The sequence below is a fragment of the Methylomonas fluvii genome (genome assembly GCF_014850975.1).
In the GTDB taxonomy this organism is placed as follows: Bacteria; Pseudomonadota; Gammaproteobacteria; order Methylococcales; family Methylomonadaceae; genus Methylomonas; species Methylomonas fluvii.
The window spans coordinates 727,342-745,564 of the sequence record NZ_JACXST010000002.1 but is presented as its reverse complement, the minus strand read 5'-3'; the positions used below and the strand labels follow the sequence as shown (position 1 = coordinate 745,564).

Here is an 18,223-nt window from a genome sequence, read left to right as displayed (position 1 = left end):
AAAAGGCCGGTAACTCTAATGGTTGCCGGCCTTTTTTGTTTAAAGCAATCTGCCAGGCTTTAAGGCATATACATGCCGCCATTGACATGCAAGGTTTCGCCGGTGATGTAAGAGGCTTGCTCGGATGCCAGGAAAGACACAGCGTGGGCGATTTCTTCCGGTTGGCCCAGGCGGCCTAAGGCAATCGAACCCAGCAGTGCATTCTTGATGTCTTCCGACAGTTCCTTGGTCATGTCGGTATCGATAAAGCCGGGCGATACTGTATTGACGGTAATGCCGCGTGAACCCACTTCTTTGGCCATGGATTTGGCAAAGCCGATCATGCCGGCTTTGGCCGCCGCATAGTTGGTTTGGCCGGCGTTACCGGTCGAGCCGACTACGGAAGAGATATTGATGATGCGGCCGTAACGGACTTTCATCATGCCGCGCAACACGGCTTTGCTCATTCTAAAAATTGAGGTCAGGTTGGTGGTGATGATGTCGTTCCATTCCTCGTCTTTCATCCGCATCAACAGATTGTCGCGGGTGATGCCGGCGTTGTTGACCAATACTGCTGGGGTGCCGTAAGCGTCGCCGGTGGTTTTGATAAAGCTGTCGATGTCGGCGGAATCGGCGACGTTTAATTTGTAGCCTTTGCCGTTGTCGCCCAGATAAGCGGAGATCGCGTCGGCGCCGCTATCGGAGGTGGCAGTGCCGACTACAAAAAAGCCGTCTGCGACTAATTTTTCGGCTATGGCCCGGCCTATGCCGCGGCTGGCGCCGGTAACGATGGCGAGTTTTTTATCCACGGAGTTGCTCCACAACATTGTTGATGGTTTCGAGGTCGTAAATTGTGTAATGCGCTGCATCCGGCGCTATGCGTTTGTTTAAACCGACTAATACTTTGCCGGGTCCGCATTCAACAAAGGCGGTAACGCCTTGTTCGTGCATGAATTTGACGCTTTCCACCCAACGGACCGGTTTGAACAATTGTTCTTTTAGCGCGTAGCGAATCACTTCGGGTGAGCCGTGCGATTTGACGTCGGCGTTGTGGATTAGCGTGCTATTGGGCATCTCGACGTTAAGGTCTTGCAGTATGTCGTTTAGCTTGTCGGAGGCCGCTTCCATCAAGGCACAGTGGGAAGGCACGCTAACCGGTAACTTTAATGCCCGTTTGGCACCCAGCGCTTTCAAGGCTTCCATCGCTCTTTCCACTGCGGCGGTTTCGCCAGCAATTACGACTTGGCCTGGGGCGTTGAAATTGGCAGCGGCGACGATTTCGCCATTGGCGACTTCGGCGCAGGTGTTAACGACTTGATGATCTTCCAGGCCCAGAATTGCCGCCATCGCGCCTTTTCCAGCCGGTACCGCTTCTTGCATCAGGCGGCCACGCTCGGCGACCAGACGAATGGCGTCTTCATAACCCAGCGCACCGGAACAGACCAGGGCGGTGTATTCACCCAAGCTATGGCCGGCCATCCAGGCGGGCTTGATATCGGTCTTTTCGCACCAGGCCCGCCATACCGCGACGCCGGCAGCTAACATCGCCGGCTGGGTGTTATGGGTTTGGTTCAAATCGGTGTCCGGGCCGTTGGCGACCATATTCCACAAATCGAATCCCAGCACGTCGGAAGCTTGTTCGAAAGTTTGCTTGACCAGGGGATTGGCGGCGGCCAGCGTGCCCAGCATGCCGACGGCTTGCGAGCCTTGTCCGGGAAATACGAATGCCAGATTGTAACTTTGTTCTATCGTCGTCATGTTTAGTACCTGATTAATGCGGAACCCCAGGTAAAACCGGCTCCAAAAGCTTCCATTAATACGGTTTGTCCGCGTTGAATGCGGCCGTCGCGCACACCTTCGTTAAACGCCAATAACACGGAGGCGGAGGAGGTGTTGCCTTGGTTTTCCAGGGTCAGAATCACTTGATCCATGGACATGCCCAGCTTCTTGGCGGTGGCGGCGATGATGCGCGTATTGGCCTGATGCGGCACCAGCCAATCGATGTCGCTTTGCTGTAAGCCGTTGGCCTCCAGGGTTTCATCGACAATCCGGCCCAGCGTATTGACCGCGACTTTGAACACTTCGTTGCCGCGCATGCTGATGTAAGCGGGTTCGTTTTGTTTGGCGACTGCCGCTACCTGCGGGTTGGGGCAATACAATAAATCTTCGTAGCCGCCATCCGAGTGGATATGCGTGGACAAGATGCCCGGCTTATCGTTGGAGGTTAACAAAATCGCGCCGGCACCGTCGCCGAACAGGATGCAGGTGCCGCGGTCGGTCCAATCGACGATGCGTGAGCAAATTTCCGTGCCTACCACTAACACGTTTTTGGCAAAACCGGTTTTCAAGTATTGATCGGCAATGCTGAGCCCGTAAACCGAGCCGGAACAGGCTGCTTGGATGTCGAAGCCGACGCATTGCTTGATACCCAGACGTTCCTGCAACAGGCAGGCGGTGCTGGGATAGACGCGATCCGGCGTGCCGGTGGCGACGATGATCATGTCGATATCGTCTGCTGCAATTCCGGCCGCCTCAATGGCTTGTCTGGCGGCGATTTCCGCCATGCTGGAAGCGGTTTCGTCGGGTCCGGCTATGCGGCGGCTTTTGATGCCGGTTCTTTCGTAGATCCAACTGTCGGATGTGTCCACCGTGGCGGATATATCTTCATTGGTGCGTATGGTTTCGGGCAGATAGCCGCCCGTACCGATAACATGTGTCCAGCGTGTCATTCATCAACCTTTTGGGCCAGCGCGAGTTCTAGTTTTTCGCTGATTTTACGAATAACGCCCTGTGCGACTTCGACTTCCGCCAGATGAATGGCGGTTTCGAAAGCCAGAGCGTCTGCGCCGCCGTGACTTTTGATCACCAAGCCGCGCAGGCCGATGAAACTGGCGCCGTTATACAGGCGCGGGTCTATGCTGTCTTTGAAGCGTTTCAGAACAGGATAAGCGATCAATCCGGCTAATTTGGTCAGCCAGTTTTGCGAAAAACTGTCTTTCAGTTTGCTGCCTATCATTTTTGCCGCGCCTTCGATAGATTTTAGGGCGATGTTGCCGACGAAACCGTCGGAGACGATTAAATCGACTTTGACGCTGCCGGCGTTGATCGAATTGCCTTCCACGTAACCGATGTAATTCAGTCCGGAACTTTCCAGCAATTTAGCGGCGGCTTTGACTTGTTCGTTGCCTTTCATGTCTTCTTCGCCGATGTTCAACAAACCGATACGCGGGCGTTCGATTTTTTCCACGGCCTTGACCACCTCTTCGCCCATCACGGCAAATTGGTAGAGTTGTTCGGCGCTGGAATCGACATTGGCGCCTAAATCGAGCATGTGGGTGTGGCCGAAAGTAGACGGCAATGTGGAAATAATCGCTGGGCGTTCGATGCCGGGAATCATTTTCAGCACGAAACGGGCTGTTGCCATCAGCGCTCCGGTGTTACCGGCGCTGACGCAGGCGTCGGCCTTGCCTTCCTGGACCAGGTTAATCGCCACGCGCATGGAAGAATCTTTTTTGTTCTTCAAGGCTTTTTGCGGCGCTTCGTCCATTTCGACCACTTGCGAGGCGTGTTGAATACTGATCCGACCTTTGAACTCGACCAGTGCTTGGGATAGCAGGTTGCCAAGAACCGCTTCATCGCCGACCATGATCAGATTTAAGTCCGGATTTTTTCGTAAACAGGCCAGTGAGGCAGGCACGGTAACTTGAGGACCGAAATCCCCGCCCATGGCATCAATTGAGAGAGTTGAGCTCACGCTTAGGACTAACTCCAGAAGTTGAAAGGAGCCAACAGCTGTCAAGCGACGCGTTGGCTTACCCAGAGACTATCAATAAATCAAATATTACTGCCCGTCGTGCTGACGATTGCGCGGGAAAACGCGATGCTTGCGGCCCGTCTTGGATTGAGGGCTGCTCGACTCGCCTTGCGAATGAGCTGCGAGTCGGCCAATGGCAGTTTAAAGCGATTAATCTTCGTCGTTGCCGGCAATGATTTGACGGCCTTTGAAGAAACCGTCCGGCGTCATGTGATGACGCAGATGGGTTTCGCCGGTCAACGGATCCTGAGACAGGGTTTTACCGACTAATGCATCGTGTGAACGACGTTGACCGCGTCTGGAACGCGATACTTTGCTCTTTTGTACTGCCATTTCAATCTCCAGTTTTTTTAAGTTTTGCTAAAACAGAAAAAGGGTTGTTAGCCTTAGTCTGACTATCTATTGCGCTGTAATCGGCATCTTCCGAACGGTTGTGCGCGAGACAATCGTGTTCATGCCGAGGGTAGTCGGGCAATGCCAGCAGGATTTCGTCTTCGATCACCGCGTTTAATGATAGGGTGTCGCCGTCCAGCAATAGCGGTTCGCAATCGTCCAGTTGCTTTGCTTCTTGTAGCGAAGAGACAACAGCCAATTTAAAATCGATATTCAGCGGCCAGGTCAGTGCTTGCAAACAAGACTGACATGCCAATTCCACAACACCCTCGATATGGCCGGCAACGACAATGCGTTTACCTTCCTTACCAAATTCGATCTTGGCGCTAACGCTGCCACCATGATCGATCACGCTACCAGACAAGCGCTCGAGCGCAGCGATTTTTATATCCCCGGAAAACGCGCCGCGTCTTTCGGCGAACAATAAGGGATCGATAAGGTCGGGAAACTTGTCTGACATAACTGTACAATGATACAGATAACTAACTGTTGCGTCAAACGCACACCGACTCAAACCACTACCTAGCCGATGACCGCCATAGTCCTTGCCTCGAGTTCGAAATATCGCCGCCAGTTGTTGGAAAAACTGGGTCTTGTTTTTCTAAGTTGCAGCAGCGACGTCGATGAGAGCCCGCAATCGGGAGAATCGCCCGACGCCTTAGTACACAGATTATCGCTGGCGAAGGCTGAAGAAGTCGGCAAAACATACCCTAATCATTTAATCATCGGTTCCGATCAGGTTGCCGTGCTGGACCAAGGGATATTGGGAAAACCCGGCGGACGCGACGCGGTAATTCAACAACTTGCCAAGCAATCCGGCCGGACGGTGCAATTTTATACGGGAGTTTGCGTTTTTAATAGCGCAACGGGCCTGTACCTGAGTGATATGGATGTGTGTAGTGTGTATTTCAAAACGCTGAACACGCCGCAGATTGAAAAATATATTGATTTGGATCGGCCCTTCGATTGTGCCGGCAGCTTCAAATCCGAGGGCTTGGGTATCGCGCTATTTAGTAAAATTGTCGGCGAAGATCCTAATGCTTTGGTGGGTTTGCCCTTGATAAAATTGGTGGCCTTGCTCGAAAAGTTTGGGGTCAATATTATCTGATTTGGTGCGAGTTAAGATGGCTAAAATTACTCACCAATACCGTTTAGTGAAATTTTTTGTTCGGTCCGAGTAATTCAAACATCTGCAAAAATTCCTCTTCTACCTGCTCCATCAACGAGACGATTTGCTCTCTTGTTAGACGCACGAGTGTTAACGATTGATTAGAAAATGCCGCAACGGCTATTTCCACACCGTCGGGTTGCTGGCCGCTATCGACCAAGCGCGCCGCCATATGCAGCAAATGAGCGTCCAGTTTGTGTATTTGGGCATCGGCAGGGCTCAGATAACAGCCTATGGTTTCGTAAAGGGATTCCGGTAAGCCCCAGGTTTTGAGTAATTCCCCGCCGACCTCTGCGTGAGTGAAACCAATCAATTCTTGTTCGAAGCCGGCTAACAATAAGCGGTTGTGGTCTGCGGCAAGCAATACTCTTAGATATTGCTCAGGCATTTTTTGACTGAGTAATAGCGAGCCTATGTCATGCAATAGACCCGCCAGAAACAGTCTTTCGGTATGCAGTACGGCGCTGGCTTTAGCTAGCATCCGGGCAATTACCGCGCAATGTATGCTACGCATCCAAAACGAGGTCATGTCGATCAGTTCGTCGGGAATTTTCCCGAAGCGATCAACGACCGTGGTTGCCAATACCAGATTACTCAAGTCGTCGATGCCTATCACGGTAACGGCCCGGGAAATCGTGTCGATTTTGGCTTGAAAACCGTAGAAAGGGCTATTCACTACCCGCAGCAACCTTGCGCTCAGAGCCGGATCCTTGGCGATAACCTTGCCGATGTCCGCCAGCGAATACCGTGAATCGCGGATCATCTCGCTGAGTTGAAAATAAATATCGGGCAGGGAAAACAGTTCGGTAGAGCCGGCAATCAATTGCTTGATAGCGGAGGCTTTCAATTAACTCTTCCGATACAGCGCCATCACGTGCTGCACATAATTACGGGTTTCGGGGTAGGGCGGCACGCTGTTATTGTATTTCATCACCGCTCCTTCGCCGGCGTTGTAACCGGCTACCGCCAAGGTCAGATTGGAGTTGAACATGGCTAGCAAGTCTTTCAAATAGCGGGTGCCGCCATCGACATTTTGTTCGGCATCGCGCCGGTCGGTGACGCCGTAACGCCGCGCGGTATCGGGCATTAACTGCATCAAGCCCACCGCCCCGGCCGATGATACGGCATTGGGGTTATAGGCCGATTCGGCTTGAATTACTGCGTGCAGCAGTTTGGGGTCCATTTGATGTTTGGCTGCTGCTTTGGCGACTAGATCATTGAATTTGAGCTTGTTGCCGGACATGAACTTCAGGTCGTGTTTATAAGTACGCGGCCGGGTACGGATGATCAAGCGGTAATCGAAGCCTTTTTTCGGTTCGTCGGTGTAATACACCCGACCGCTAGGATCGGTGTATTTGAAAATGTCTGCCCCCGCATCGGTGATTAGCGCTATCGATAGTGTGGCAATCAACAGGGGTTTCATCGCGTCACCTTTTACCGATTGGACTCATTCAGTCACGCGAATTAGGCTGGCAGCCTGGACCGCTTTGACTCGAGCATCGCTGACGTTGCTGGCTGTAGCCAGTGCGACACCCATACGCCTCGTTACAAATGCTTCCGGTTTGCCGAACAGGCGAATGTCGGTGTCGGAGACCGCCAATGCTTGTGCCAAGCCTGCATAGCTCACGGCTTTGGCGTCTATGCCGCCTAAAATCACTGCGCTGGCGGCGGTTTTATCCAATGAGGTATTGACCGGCAGTCCAAGAATGGCCCTAGCATGTAAGTCAAATTCGCTTTGCCGCTGGCTGGCCATAGTGACCATACCGGTATCGTGCGGTCTGGGGCTGACTTCGCTAAACCAGACTTGATCGCCAGCGATGAATAATTCCACGCCAAACAAACCCAATCCGCCTAGTGCGGTCGTCACTTTGTCGGCGATTTGCTGAGATAACGCAACGGCCTTGCTGCTCATCGTCTGTGGTTGCCAGCTTTCCCGATAGTCGCCGTTCTCCTGGCGATGACCGATGGGTTCGCAGAAATAAGTTTTTACTTGGCCGTCGCTGTCCAGGGCGCGCACGGTGAGCAAGGTGATTTCAAAATCAAAATCGATCTTCGCTTCGACGATCACCTTACCCGTATCGGCGCGGCCGCCGGCCTTGGCGTAATCCCAGGCGGCTTGCAGTTGATCGGCGTTTTGTACCATCGACTGGCCTTTGCCCGACGACGACATGGTCGGTTTGATAAAGCAGGGGTAGCCTATCCCGCCATCTACTGCGGCTTTTAGTTGCTCGAAGGTTTCGGCAAAAGCGTATTTTGAGGTGGGAAGGCCGAGTTCAGCGGCTGCCAGTTCGCGGATACCTTCACGATTCATAGTCAATTGAATCGCCCTGGCGTTAGGGACGACAGTGGTTTTACCTTGCGCTTCAATCTCTGCCAACGCCTCAGTGGCAATCGCTTCGATTTCGGGGATGATGTAATGCGGCTGTTCGCGGGCAATCAGGGTTTTTACCGCGGTTGCGTCGGTCATATCAATAACGTGGCTGCGATGCGCCAATTGCATCGCCGGCGCTCCGGCATAGCGATCGACGGCAATCACTTCCACGCCATAGCGTTGCAGCGAAATGGCAATTTCTTTGCCTAATTCGCCGCTACCCAACAATAAAGCTTTGGTGGCGCTGCCGCTGTCAGGGGTGCCGATTTTCATGATTTTGCTAAATAGTTATCGATGTCTTGTTTGGAGAAGCCAATTTTCTTCGCGACCCGGTCGGCGTGGCTGACTCTGGAAATGCCGGCGATTAATTTAAAAGTCGGCAAGTCCTCGGCAAATTCCACTTGTTTAGGCACGGCGATTTTTCGTTTCACGAATTCATCCACCAATTGATGGTTGTGGGTAATCAAAATAGTACTGTTGCCTTTTCGGTAAAAACCGTCCAATACGTCGATAGACGACTGCATCTTCTCTTCAAAAGTAGTGCCTTCCGCCATTTCGTCAAGCACCACCAAGCTTTTTGCACTGCTGGCCAAGAAAATATCGCGGGTACGTTTCAGTTCCGTACCGAAACGGCCTTCGCCGTCATCGAGATGGCTGATTTCTGGGCATTGATAGAAAATGTGGTCCGCCACGCTTAAATTGGCAGCCTGGGCCGGTACGAAGCAGCCGATCTGCGCCAACAATTGAATTTGCGTGATGGTTTTGCAAAATGCGGTTTTGCCGCCGCTGTTCGGGCCGGTCACGCACACCAGACGTTCTTCGTTCATGCTGAAATCGTTACCGACATAGGTGGGGTTTTTCTGGCCCAATACCGGGTTTTTTGCGGCGACTAATTTGATGTTATGCCGTTCGCTGGCGTTCAGTTCCGGCAACACCATCTCGCTGCCGAAGTCTTCTGCGTATTTAATAAAAGCCAATAACTCATCCAACTGTCCGAGGCCGTCCAGCATGTCGCCGAGCGCCTGGGAGTTTTTATAGATGTTACGCAGGGGTAAGATGCAGTTGTCTCTATCGTAGCCGCCGATGACCGGAATATAAGCCAAGGCCAAGGGCAGGAAAAACACCGAGGCCACCGACAAGCCGTCGCGCGTGACCTGGAACATATCGGTCGGGAAAATCTGCATCAAGCCCCAGATGGCGGCGATCAGTAGAGCGATCAACATCGGTTTGAACAGGGTGGGACGGAAAATCGTCGCCGGCGAGAAGGAATTTTTGCGCTTTTCCTTGCTTTGCAGGCCTTTTTCGCTGTTGTAAACCGGGCCGACCATCAGCGAGTATTCGTTGCTATGCGAAAAATTGCCGATTTTCTCGAACACGCTTTGCAGATAAAGGCTTTGCGGCTTGCCGGAATTGTAGATGGCGCCGACCAAATTCAAAACCACGCGGACGCCGCGCACATACTGCTTGTAGCCGTAGCCTTCGATTTGATTATCCTCGCGAGCGGTGCCGAAACCGCCGAGAAACTCGCCGAACAATAGCAAGTAAAGCCGGTTTTCCGCCGCGGCGGCATTGGCGATAATGTTTTCCACATTGGCGCGGACATCGGGATTGTCTTGAATTTCCCGCACTGCGGCTTGTTTGGCGGCTATCGCCTCCAGATTATCCAAGGGTTGGCTTAGCGAACGATACAGCACCGATTTGCCGGCGGTGGTGCTGGCGTAGTTGACGTAATCGAACAATTCGTCCACTTCTATGGTGTTAAACGCGCCTTGATCAATCACGCCTTCACCGGTAGGCAAGGGTTGGCTTGAGCGCACTGTCGGCCATTCGTCGTTCCAGCTTTGTAAGATGTTTTGTTGCATATTACCCCCGGTTTTTAGTAGCCGCGCTTTATTTAGTGCACGGTTTTGATTAAATCAAGCATCACCTCGACATGAGCGTCGCTGTCGTTTAAACACGGAATATAGCGATACGTCTCGCCGCCCGCTTCCAGAAATATCTCCTGGTTAGCGATGGCGATCTCTTCCAGCGTTTCCAGACAGTCTACCGAAAATCCCGGACAAATCACGTCCACGTGTTTGATGCCTTGTTGCGGCAATTCCTGCAACACTTCCACGCAATAAGGCTTCAACCACTCGGCCTTGCCGAAGCGCGATTGAAACACCAGTTTCCATTGTTGGTCGTTTAGCCCCAATTGCTCAGCAAGCAGGCGGCCGGTGGTTTGGCATTGGTAGAAATACGGATCGCCCCATTCGGTCAGCTTGGCCGGCAAGCCGTGAAATGACAACAACAGCAATTCCGCTTGGCCGTTGGCTTGCCAATGTTGTCGCACCGATTGCGCCAGGGCTTCGATGTAACTGGGGTGTGCATGAAAGTCGCTGATGAAGTGCAGGCCGGGCATGTGCCGCCAACTGACAAATTCCTCGGCCACCACGTCGAAAATCGAGGCGGTCGTGGTGGATGAGTACTGCGGGTACAGTGGCAGGATGACGATGTCGTGGACGCCTTGTTTCTGAAAGTTTTGCAGTTTTTCCCGCAAAGCCGGCTTGCCGTAGCGCATCGCGCAATCGATGACTAAATGGGTGCCGTCTACACCCGTAAAACCTTGCAATTTGGAGGTCAGCTTTTCGGTGAATACGATCAAGGGCGAGCCTTGCTCGGTCCAGATCGATTGATAGGCATGTGCCGATTTTTTGGGGCGAAACGGCAGCACGAACAGATTCAGAATCAGCCACCACAAGGGTCTGGGCAGATTGACCACCCGCGGGTCGCCGAGAAATTCGCGCAAAAAACGGCGTACATCACCGGTTTTGGGAGAGGCGGGCGAGCCCAGATTGACCAGTAATACCCCGGTCTTTTTTGCGCCGGTTTCGGTCATGATTATTTACGGTTGATCAAGTTTAAAAATTCGGAGCGGGTACTGATTTCCTCCCTGAAGATGCCCAGCATGACCGATGTGGTCATTACCGAGTTTTGTTTTTCCACGCCGCGCATCATCATGCACAAATGCTTGGCTTCGATGACCACGGCTACGCCGCGGGCGTCGATGGCAGTTTCCACTGCCTTGGCGATTTGCCGAGTCAGTTGTTCTTGAATTTGCAGGCGGCGACCGTACATATCAACGATACGGGCCAGTTTGGACAAACCCAAGACTTTACCTTTAGGCAGATAACCGATGTGGCATTTGCCAATGAAGGGCAGGAGATGATGCTCGCATAAGGAGTAAAGCTCGATGTCTTTTACAATCACCATGTCTTCGGTGTCGGCTTCAAATATCGCGCCGTTCAATACCTCTTCCAGGGTTTTTTCGTAACCGTTATTCAGGAATTTGAAGGCTTTAGCGGCACGTTTGGGCGTGTCCCGCAAACCTTCCCGATTCACATCTTCGCCTATTGCTTGAATGATTTTGGAGAAATATTCTTCCATTGCCGCCCTCGAGTAAAAAAATGTCGTGAGTATACAGCATCAAACTGTAAATTCTAAGGCGTCCAAAACCACCTGGCTACCGGCGCCAAAACGGGTGGCGTTTTCGCTGAGATGGCGGCGCCAGGCCCGCGCGCCATCGACACCATGAAACAGCCCCAGCATGTGTCGGGTGATGCAATGCAGTCTCACGCCTTGCTGTAATTGCTGCTCTATGTAAGGCAACAGGGCTAATACCGTTTCTTGCCGCGACGGAATGGCATGCTCGTCGTTAAACAAGCGCCGGTCTACCTCCGCTAATAAATACGGGTTGTGATAAACCTCCCGGCCTAGCATGACGCCATCGACATGCTTCAATAGTTCCTGCGAGCTCTCTAAGGATTCGATACCGCCGTTGATGACAATATTGAGCATCGGAAAATCGTGCTTCAATTGCAACACCACGTCATAACGTAGCGGCGGCACGTCGCGATTTTGCTTGGGTGACAGCCCGGATAGCCAGGCTTTGCGGGCATGCACGATAAAGGTGTCGCAACCGGCTGCCGCCAAAGGCTGTATGAACTGTGTCAGCTCTGCGTAAGAATCGCGATCATCGATACCAATCCGCGATTTCACCGTCACCGGCATCGATACTGCCTGGCGCATGGCTGCCACGCATTCGGCTACCAGTTCGGGTTCTGCCATCAAACAGGCACCGAAGCGGCCATTCTGCACGCGGTCACTGGGACAGCCGACGTTTAAATTGATCTCGTCATAACCATAATCGGCGGCAATTTTTGCGCATTCCGCTAAATCCGCTGGATTGCTGCCGCCTAGTTGTAATGCCAGTGGGTGTTCCTCTGAGCTGAACTGTAAATGCCGGTCACGGTTGCCATGCAAGATGGCGCCGGTGGTGACCATTTCCGTATATAGCAAGGCATGACGAGATAAGGTACGGTGGAAATACCGACAGTGTCGGTCAGTCCAATCCAGCATGGGGGCTACGGAGAATCTGTAGGCTAGGTGTTTGTCGGCGTGGGCATGGTCGCGGTCAGCGGTCATTGGTGATTCTGGTAGTTGGGAAGCAGGATTTAAATTTGGTGGCTTTATTATACTGCGCCGGGGTGAATAAAAACGGCAGTAGGAAATCAGCCTGAGATGAAGGCTGAAAGAGCGAGACTATAAGGTAGGAAAATATCAGTCTGCTTTATCGGCGTAGATTTTGTTGACCAGTTCTTCAAACCAGCGCGGCCTGAAAATCACTACGTACAAATGGGGCCGACGCTAAACAGCATGAAAAGGATAAACACGATCGCACATTTGATTCTGGTCACGCTTGTCGGATGCATATTGGCCCGATGCTATTAGATAAAGCTAAAAGCTAACACCTTACCTCTAAATGCTGCTGTTCAGAGAAAAAATCCTCGGTGGCGTTTTGATATAGCCTCGTCGAGTTGCTTGGGATTCGGGATGGCATTTGGATTGTCCGCGCGGACGATTCACTACTACACAGATTGCCGATATACGCTCATTTGTATTGTTTGCTAGCTTTGTTTTCGGCCAAACTGCCAACGCATTTACTGTAAGTTTGCTTGGTATGAAACTGATGGAGCGAATTACTAACCGGCTGGACCAAAGCGCGAGTGCCGGGTTTTAGAGGACGAGAGGCAAGCGCGCTAATCGTTTCCATGCTGCCTATGCATTGCTTGTGTTTTGGCATGGTTGCGGCGGGGGCGTTTTGAGTGGCCAGAAATACGCCGATTATGATCAGCACGAAGCTTATGCCGCAACGCTTCAGTTCGCGTATACAAGTTTTCAGGATGTCTTCGGAATTCATAATTTGTCTCCTTATGTAGGGGTTATAAAAACTTAGTGAGCTGACCTTTTTGATGCGCATGTTTTAGACATTCGCGCCAATCGGTTCGCTGTGGTCAGCTAAGGTTCTGAATAACGACGCTATTTCGCGACCCGGTTGAACGTGGCCTAAAACCTAGCGGATAGTTATCGGCAGTCTTTTATTGTGGCGCGGCCAGCTTTATAACAAGGCCATGCTTAAACCAATCTGAAGTGAATTTTTGCCACGCGATTTTTTGCCTGTATCTCTTGGTGAATTTCCAGTGCTTCACTACGCATCTGGGCGCAAAATGCACAGAGGCCTTCGTGGGCGGCGTATGATTTTTCATGGGCTGACAATAAGTCGCCGCACCTTTTGCAACGAGTAATCTGCTGGAGTGTTTTCATGATGATCGCCTCGTAATCGGAATGTGTGAAAATAATGCGCTATGGGTTTGTTGGGTATTCGGCTCTTCGTCATTGCAGAGCTACGCTATACAGCGCAAATCCAATGCCACTAAAAAACTGCGTACGCCTTAATTATTCTAAGTAATTGTTTATGCGTTATTTTATGGGCTGGCAATGCTGGAAAACAGTGAAAAAATGCACAAGAAATTGTTGATTTCAGCACTAAATATCGTATCGCTTACGAAATGTCGTACAAGGTGTCTGGGCCAGTCGACGATCCGGGGGCGTTAGAACCTTTTGCAGGTTTAAAAGTGGGTATCAATTTTTGGGTTAATGGCTGTCTTTAATGCGGTATCTCCAGCACTGGCGCGACGATTTGAAATCTGCGGCTTAATAAGCTGGTTTTATACAATCTAGCCCAGTCTTAAACGCTGCTGCTCAGGCGTTTTACCGTCGGTTAGTTTTTGACGAAATATCGTCAACCATTTAATAAACTGTGATACATTTCGCTTTAAACGTATCGGGAGAATATTCCCAATTAACTAGGTAGTATGAGTGTCCTACCGATGAAATGCTTGAGAGTCCGCATGCGGCAACGATACTATCCGGCCATATTCAAAACGCTAAACGCTGCTATCGTTTCCGGTGTCTGCGCAGTTGCCACCCTAGTGCCTGTCAGTTCCGTTGCCGAAGGGCATATGGGACATATGTCCAGTCATGGTGGCACAGGTCTGCCGGGCGATTTGTTATTGTTTCCGGCTGTGACCGGCATCGAGCGTTTCGATCAAGAGCCGCGCAAAAAACTCAGTACCGGTGACGTTATCCCCGAGATTAACGTGTTTTACACCACCGACTATCAGCGCTTTCGCTTTCTCGGCGAATGGCTGGTCAGCACCAAAACCCATAACCTGGAACGCTTCCAATTAGGCATGCATGTCGGCGACGAAGCCACGCTCTGGTTGGGGCGCTTTCATAACCCGATCGGTTATTGGAACATGCAGTTCCACCACGGCGCGTTTCTGCAAACCACTATTACCCGTCCCGGTATTATGGCTTTCGAGACGGCCGGCGGCGTAATCCCCAATCATTTGACCGGTTTCTTATGGGAAGGCGTCCACGAATTGGGCGAAGGTGGACTGTATTACACTGTCGGAGCGGGTGCGGGTCCGCAAATCAACAAAGGCTTGGAAGCTTTCAATTTGATCGAGCCGGGCGGATCCCGCCGGCCCGGTGTGTCGTTTCGGCTGGGCTACCAACCTATCAGTTACGGGGTTGACGAATTCGGGATTTCCGGGGCCTACAATCAAATTCACTCCGACGAACTGGCCGTTAAAAACGTTAATCAGTTTGTCGCCAGTGCTTATGCCGCTAAGCAGATACAATCGCTGAGGCTATTAAGCGAAATTGTCTATGTGAACAATACGCTGGAGAGTCCGTTGGGTGGTAAAACCCACGACGATTTTCTCAACGCTTACGGACAAGTGGAGTGGGATCTCAACCCGGCCTGGACTGTGGTTGGGCGCGTAGAAGGCACTTTTGGCGGTAGGGACGATCCCTACCTGGCGATGTTTCCTAAATATGTCGAGGACAGGTTTCTCGGTGGCATACGCTACAAACTCAACCATACGAATGCCCTAAAGCTAGAAGCCTCCCGCGATCATTTGCGCGACGATCATTTCGGGCAAGTGATGTTTCAATGGAGCGCAGTGTTCCCATGAAACTGCTGCGCGGTCTTTGTATCGTTGGTTTGCTATTGCTGCTTGGGGCGCAGAGTCTATGGGCTATCACGCGCCATTCTCTGGTATTGGCCACCAGCGCCAATTCGTCGATGCCGGCTTTAACCGTGCAAGAAGCCAGAAAATTGTTCTTGGGCGTACCGTTGGAGAAGGGCGGCGAACACCCAGTACCTTTATTGAATATCAGCGATCCGCTAATTTTCGAAGTATTTCTGCAAAAAGTGGCCTTCATGTCGGCTAATGCCTATGAAAGCCAAACCATATCGGTAGTTTTCCGCCTCGGCGGTAAGCGTCCGGAGAGTTTTAACGATCTGAAGAGCCTAGTCGATACGCTGCAACAGAATCCGGGTACGGTGACCTATTTGTGGGAAGATCAAGTCCGGGCCAATCAAGGCCTTAAAGCGGTTAATGTGTTATGGCAGGGAGCCCTGGAATGAGTCGATTTTTTCATAGTTTTAACGGCCGAATGATTCTGGCTGTCGTCGGCATTCATTTACTGCTGGTGCCGGTGTTGTTGTTCGGCATTTATCGGGTGATTAAACCCAGTTTGGAAGCGCAGTTTGTCAATTACGTCCGCTCCGATGCCTTGCTGTTCAGTAACCTGGTTACACCGCGGTTGCAGCATAGCAAGGCCGGCGAATTGCAAGGTTTGTTAGGCGAGTTTCTGTTGAATGGTCGTTTGGCCTTTGCGGAAATCGCCACCGAGCGTGGCAATATTCGCGCCGACATCGAACTGAACGCCCAGCAGCAATTTCAGGAAGATTTTTTCTTCGGCGAGCACGACGACGATATTTATTTTCTGGCCGTACCGATTCTGAATCCGGAAGACGGCTCGCTGGCGATGTTAAGGCTGGGTTACGACGAGCGGCAGATTCAACGCGACATCGCGACCATCTACCAGCGTAGCGCCTATTTTGTCGCGGTTTACATGGGCTTGACGCTGTTGGTGGTGGGGTTGTTTGGGCGCAAACTGGTTATGCCGCTGGAGCGCTTGCGCGATGAAGCCGAACAAATCGCTGCTGGTAATCACACCGGCCAATTTAATTCCGGTACCAAGATTACCGAAGTGGCGGCGTTGGCCGAGCATCTGGAAAAAATGCGCCAAGCCTTGCTTTCCGCCCGCGATGCGGCATTGCAGGCCGCCGGTGCCAAGAGCGAGTTTCTGGCCAACATGAGCCACGAGATCCGCACGCCGATGAACGGCATCATCGGCATGATAGGCTTGGCCTTGCGCACCGAACTTACCCCGCAGCAGCGCGAGTTTTTGGGGATGGCGAACAGTTCGGCGGATGCTTTGCTGCGTATCGTCAATGACATTCTGGATTTCTCCAAGATTGAGGCGCGTAAGCTCGAACTCGATCATGCACCGTTTAAAGTCCGCGAAAGCCTCGGCGACACCTTAAAACTGCTGGCTGGTCATGCCCACGAAAAAGACCTGGAGCTAATGCTGCGTATCGATCCGGCAACCCCGGACGACTTGCTTGGCGATGTTGGCCGCTTGAATCAGGTTATTATCAATTTGGTCGGCAATGCCATCAAATTTACCCAACACGGCGAAATCGTGGTGCAAGTGAAACCGGAATCAGTCGATGAAAACAAGGTTTGTTTGCAGATTGCGGTCAGCGACACCGGTATGGGTATTTCCCCGGATAAACAACAGCTTATTTTCGAAGCCTTCGCGCAGATAGACGCTTCCTCCACGCGCAAATTCGGCGGCACCGGCCTGGGTTTATCGATTTCTTCGCGCCTGGTCGAGTTGATGGGCGGGCATTTATCGTTGGAAAGCGAAGAACATAAAGGCAGCACTTTTTTCTTTACCGCCGTGTTTGACCGGCACACTAAAAGTGAGCTGGATGCGCCTTTTCAACCCCTGATAGACGTCAAAAACCTGCCGGTGTTGATTGTGGACGACAACGCTATCAATTTACGCGTGTTCTCGGAAATCTTGAATCATTGGGGCATGCGGCCCACCACGGTGGATAGTGGCGAGGCGGCTATCACCGCATTGCGGAATATGGCGGAAACCGGGGAAGCCTACGCTTTGATTTTACTGGATGCGATGATGCCGATCATGGACGGCTTTATGGTGGCGCAAGCCATCAGAGAGGATCAACGCTTCGAGCCGGTAACCATTATGATGTTGTCGTCAGCCGACCGTCCTGATGATTGTGAACGTTGCCACGATTTGGGCATCAATTTGTATGTGCGTAAACCGGTCAAACATTCGGAATTGTGGAATGCCATTCAATCGGCGTTGGGTAAATCCGCCAAAGCTGCAGAAGCCGCGCTGACAGTATTGGCCGAGCCGCCGCGTAAATTAAGAATTTTGTTGGCGGAAGATAATCCGGTTAACCAATACATGGCGGTGGTGTTGCTGGAAGAGCGCGGTCATACCGTCAAGGTGGCCAACAACGGCCAGGAGGTGCTGGATATATTGGCTACGGATATTTTGTTCGATCTGATCTTAATGGACGTGCAGATGCCGGTAATGGATGGTTTTCAGGCTACTGAAGCGATTCGGGCCGGCGAACGCGAGACTGGTAAACATATGCGGATTATCGCGATGACCGCACATGCGCTGAAAGGTGATAGGGAGCGTTGTTTAGCCGTTGGTATGGACGATTACATCGCCAAACCCGTGCAGGAGCAGGATTTGTTGGCAATGGTGGAGTGTTGGAACATGGCAGGAACGGAGCAAGCGGATAACCACAGCATGGCCTCGGCTCTATTGGCCGAGCCGGCGCTGGATTGGCAACAAGCCTTAAGCCGGGTACGCGGTAGACAGCAGATGTTGTGCAAAATGATGACCTTATTTCAGGAACAGTCAGCGCCGCTGCTGAATGACATGGCCGATGCGATACAGCGGCAGGATGCCGATTTATTACGGTTATCCGCGCATACGCTAAAAAGCTCGGCTAACAGCATCGGCGCCTTCCCGTTTGGCAAGATAGCCCAGCAGCTAGAGACGATGGGCCACGAGGCTGCCTTTACTGATGCGGCCGCCAGTTACGAGTTATTGCAACAAGCCAGCATCCGGCTAGAGCCGGCTATTCAGGAATATTTGCACGAGTTTCAGGAATGATGTTGCTGCCGATGTTTGGGATAGGTTAAGTTAAGGA

At 51.9% G+C, this 18,223-nt stretch carries 19 protein-coding genes; 4 read left to right on the top strand and 15 right to left on the bottom strand.

Annotated features, from left to right (window positions below; all coding sequences use genetic code 11):
• Positions 1–59: 59 nt before the first annotated feature.
• The 6 genes from fabG to EBB_RS12955 all read right to left on the bottom strand — a co-directional run bounded on the left by fabG (position 60) and on the right by EBB_RS12955 (position 4,646).
• Positions 60–788 (bottom strand): 3-oxoacyl-ACP reductase FabG, encoded by a 729-nt coding sequence (gene fabG / locus EBB_RS12980; protein WP_192394242.1) that lies wholly within the window; start codon positions 786–788, stop codon positions 60–62.
• Complete coding sequence (gene fabD, locus EBB_RS12975) at positions 781–1,737, bottom strand: ACP S-malonyltransferase (protein WP_192394241.1); 957 nt, start codon at positions 1,735–1,737, stop codon at positions 781–783. Before fabD ends, fabG begins: the two co-directional genes overlap by 8 nt.
• Positions 1,738–1,739: 2 nt before the next feature.
• Complete coding sequence (locus tag EBB_RS12970) at positions 1,740–2,708, bottom strand: beta-ketoacyl-ACP synthase III (protein WP_192394240.1); 969 nt, start codon at positions 2,706–2,708, stop codon at positions 1,740–1,742.
• Positions 2,705–3,733 carry a phosphate acyltransferase PlsX gene (gene plsX / locus EBB_RS12965; protein ID WP_192394239.1) on the bottom strand — a complete coding sequence of 343 codons (1,029 nt, stop codon included), beginning with the start codon at positions 3,731–3,733 and terminating at the stop codon, positions 2,705–2,707. Before plsX ends, EBB_RS12970 begins: the two co-directional genes overlap by 4 nt.
• Before the next feature lie 210 nt (positions 3,734–3,943).
• Positions 3,944–4,126 (bottom strand): 50S ribosomal protein L32, encoded by a 183-nt coding sequence (rpmF, locus tag EBB_RS12960; protein WP_033158926.1) that lies wholly within the window; start codon positions 4,124–4,126, stop codon positions 3,944–3,946.
• A 1-nt stretch (position 4,127) separates the two neighbouring features.
• A complete protein-coding gene (locus tag EBB_RS12955; RefSeq protein ID WP_192394238.1) occupies positions 4,128–4,646 on the bottom strand; it encodes a YceD family protein in 519 nt (172 codons plus the stop codon).
• Positions 4,647–4,715: 69 nt separating this feature from the next.
• Here EBB_RS12955 and EBB_RS12950 point away from each other — a divergent pair, with 69 nt between their 5' ends.
• Positions 4,716–5,294 (top strand): Maf family protein, encoded by a 579-nt coding sequence (locus EBB_RS12950; protein WP_192394237.1) that lies wholly within the window; start codon positions 4,716–4,718, stop codon positions 5,292–5,294.
• Between the two features lie 43 nt (positions 5,295–5,337).
• Here the strand turns inward: EBB_RS12950 and EBB_RS12945 are convergent, their stop codons facing one another.
• From EBB_RS12945 to EBB_RS12905, 9 genes are all read right to left on the bottom strand, one after another.
• Positions 5,338–6,201 carry an HDOD domain-containing protein gene (locus EBB_RS12945; RefSeq protein ID WP_192394236.1) on the bottom strand — a complete coding sequence of 288 codons (864 nt, stop codon included), beginning with the start codon at positions 6,199–6,201 and terminating at the stop codon, positions 5,338–5,340.
• Positions 6,202–6,777: a lytic transglycosylase domain-containing protein gene (locus EBB_RS12940; protein ID WP_033158930.1), complete on the bottom strand. Its 576-nt coding sequence runs from the start codon at positions 6,775–6,777 to the stop codon at positions 6,202–6,204. It lies immediately after the preceding gene.
• A gap of 24 nt (positions 6,778–6,801) precedes the next feature.
• Positions 6,802–7,998, bottom strand: a complete 1,197-nt coding sequence (gene purT, locus EBB_RS12935; protein ID WP_192394235.1) for a formate-dependent phosphoribosylglycinamide formyltransferase — start codon at positions 7,996–7,998, stop codon at positions 6,802–6,804.
• The gene (locus EBB_RS12930; protein WP_192394234.1) at positions 7,995–9,587 is read right to left on the bottom strand and encodes a MutS-related protein; all 1,593 of its coding nucleotides are present in this window, start codon (positions 9,585–9,587) and stop codon (positions 7,995–7,997) included. The genes purT and EBB_RS12930 overlap by 4 nt, the downstream gene beginning before the upstream one ends.
• Before the next feature lie 32 nt (positions 9,588–9,619).
• A complete protein-coding gene (gene hemH, locus EBB_RS12925; protein WP_192394233.1) occupies positions 9,620–10,603 on the bottom strand; it encodes a ferrochelatase in 984 nt (327 codons plus the stop codon).
• Positions 10,604–10,605: 2 nt separating this feature from the next.
• Positions 10,606–11,151, bottom strand: a complete 546-nt coding sequence (folE, locus tag EBB_RS12920) for a GTP cyclohydrolase I FolE (RefSeq protein ID WP_033158934.1) — start codon at positions 11,149–11,151, stop codon at positions 10,606–10,608.
• A 39-nt stretch (positions 11,152–11,190) separates the two neighbouring features.
• Complete coding sequence (gene dusA / locus EBB_RS12915) at positions 11,191–12,189, bottom strand: tRNA dihydrouridine(20/20a) synthase DusA (RefSeq protein WP_192394232.1); 999 nt, start codon at positions 12,187–12,189, stop codon at positions 11,191–11,193.
• A gap of 466 nt (positions 12,190–12,655) precedes the next feature.
• On the bottom strand, positions 12,656–12,964 hold the full coding sequence (locus tag EBB_RS12910; RefSeq protein WP_192394231.1) for a hypothetical protein: 309 nt from the start codon (positions 12,962–12,964) through the stop codon (positions 12,656–12,658).
• 215 nt (positions 12,965–13,179) lie between these two features.
• A complete protein-coding gene (locus EBB_RS12905; protein WP_192394230.1) occupies positions 13,180–13,368 on the bottom strand; it encodes a hypothetical protein in 189 nt (62 codons plus the stop codon).
• Between the two features lie 587 nt (positions 13,369–13,955).
• Between EBB_RS12905 and EBB_RS12900 the strand changes: the two genes are divergently transcribed.
• From EBB_RS12900 to EBB_RS12890, 3 genes are read left to right on the top strand one after another with little or no spacing between them, the layout of a single operon-like run.
• Positions 13,956–15,086, top strand: coding sequence for a hypothetical protein (locus EBB_RS12900; RefSeq protein WP_192394229.1), 1,131 nt, complete (start codon positions 13,956–13,958; stop codon positions 15,084–15,086).
• Positions 15,083–15,541: a hypothetical protein gene (locus tag EBB_RS12895; protein WP_192394228.1), complete on the top strand. Its 459-nt coding sequence runs from the start codon at positions 15,083–15,085 to the stop codon at positions 15,539–15,541. Before EBB_RS12900 ends, EBB_RS12895 begins: the two co-directional genes overlap by 4 nt.
• Positions 15,538–18,186 (top strand): response regulator, encoded by a 2,649-nt coding sequence (locus tag EBB_RS12890; RefSeq protein ID WP_192394227.1) that lies wholly within the window; start codon positions 15,538–15,540, stop codon positions 18,184–18,186. The genes EBB_RS12895 and EBB_RS12890 overlap by 4 nt, the downstream gene beginning before the upstream one ends.
• Positions 18,187–18,223 lie beyond the last annotated feature (37 nt).

What these genes read in the sequence shown, in the direction of transcription:
- EBB_RS12910 (WP_192394231.1), bottom strand. Translation starts at nt 12,964, where the DNA reads ATGAATTCCGAAGACATCCTGAAAACTTGTATACGCGAACTGAAGCGT.
- EBB_RS12970 (WP_192394240.1), bottom strand. Translation starts at nt 2,708, where the DNA reads ATGACACGCTGGACACATGTTATCGGTACGGGCGGCTATCTGCCCGAA.
- EBB_RS12950 (WP_192394237.1), top strand. Translation starts at nt 4,716, where the DNA reads ATGACCGCCATAGTCCTTGCCTCGAGTTCGAAATATCGCCGCCAGTTG.
- rpmF (WP_033158926.1), bottom strand. Translation starts at nt 4,126, where the DNA reads ATGGCAGTACAAAAGAGCAAAGTATCGCGTTCCAGACGCGGTCAACGT.
- folE (WP_033158934.1), bottom strand. Translation starts at nt 11,151, where the DNA reads ATGGAAGAATATTTCTCCAAAATCATTCAAGCAATAGGCGAAGATGTG.
- fabD (WP_192394241.1), bottom strand. Translation starts at nt 1,737, where the DNA reads ATGACGACGATAGAACAAAGTTACAATCTGGCATTCGTATTTCCCGGA.
- EBB_RS12940 (WP_033158930.1), bottom strand. Translation starts at nt 6,777, where the DNA reads ATGAAACCCCTGTTGATTGCCACACTATCGATAGCGCTAATCACCGAT.
- EBB_RS12895 (WP_192394228.1), top strand. Translation starts at nt 15,083, where the DNA reads ATGAAACTGCTGCGCGGTCTTTGTATCGTTGGTTTGCTATTGCTGCTT.
- hemH (WP_192394233.1), bottom strand. Translation starts at nt 10,603, where the DNA reads ATGACCGAAACCGGCGCAAAAAAGACCGGGGTATTACTGGTCAATCTG.
- EBB_RS12890 (WP_192394227.1), top strand. Translation starts at nt 15,538, where the DNA reads ATGAGTCGATTTTTTCATAGTTTTAACGGCCGAATGATTCTGGCTGTC.
- EBB_RS12905 (WP_192394230.1), bottom strand. Translation starts at nt 13,368, where the DNA reads ATGAAAACACTCCAGCAGATTACTCGTTGCAAAAGGTGCGGCGACTTA.
- purT (WP_192394235.1), bottom strand. Translation starts at nt 7,998, where the DNA reads ATGAAAATCGGCACCCCTGACAGCGGCAGCGCCACCAAAGCTTTATTG.
- EBB_RS12900 (WP_192394229.1), top strand. Translation starts at nt 13,956, where the DNA reads ATGCGGCAACGATACTATCCGGCCATATTCAAAACGCTAAACGCTGCT.
- EBB_RS12930 (WP_192394234.1), bottom strand. Translation starts at nt 9,587, where the DNA reads ATGCAACAAAACATCTTACAAAGCTGGAACGACGAATGGCCGACAGTG.
- EBB_RS12955 (WP_192394238.1), bottom strand. Translation starts at nt 4,646, where the DNA reads ATGTCAGACAAGTTTCCCGACCTTATCGATCCCTTATTGTTCGCCGAA.
- dusA (WP_192394232.1), bottom strand. Translation starts at nt 12,189, where the DNA reads ATGACCGCTGACCGCGACCATGCCCACGCCGACAAACACCTAGCCTAC.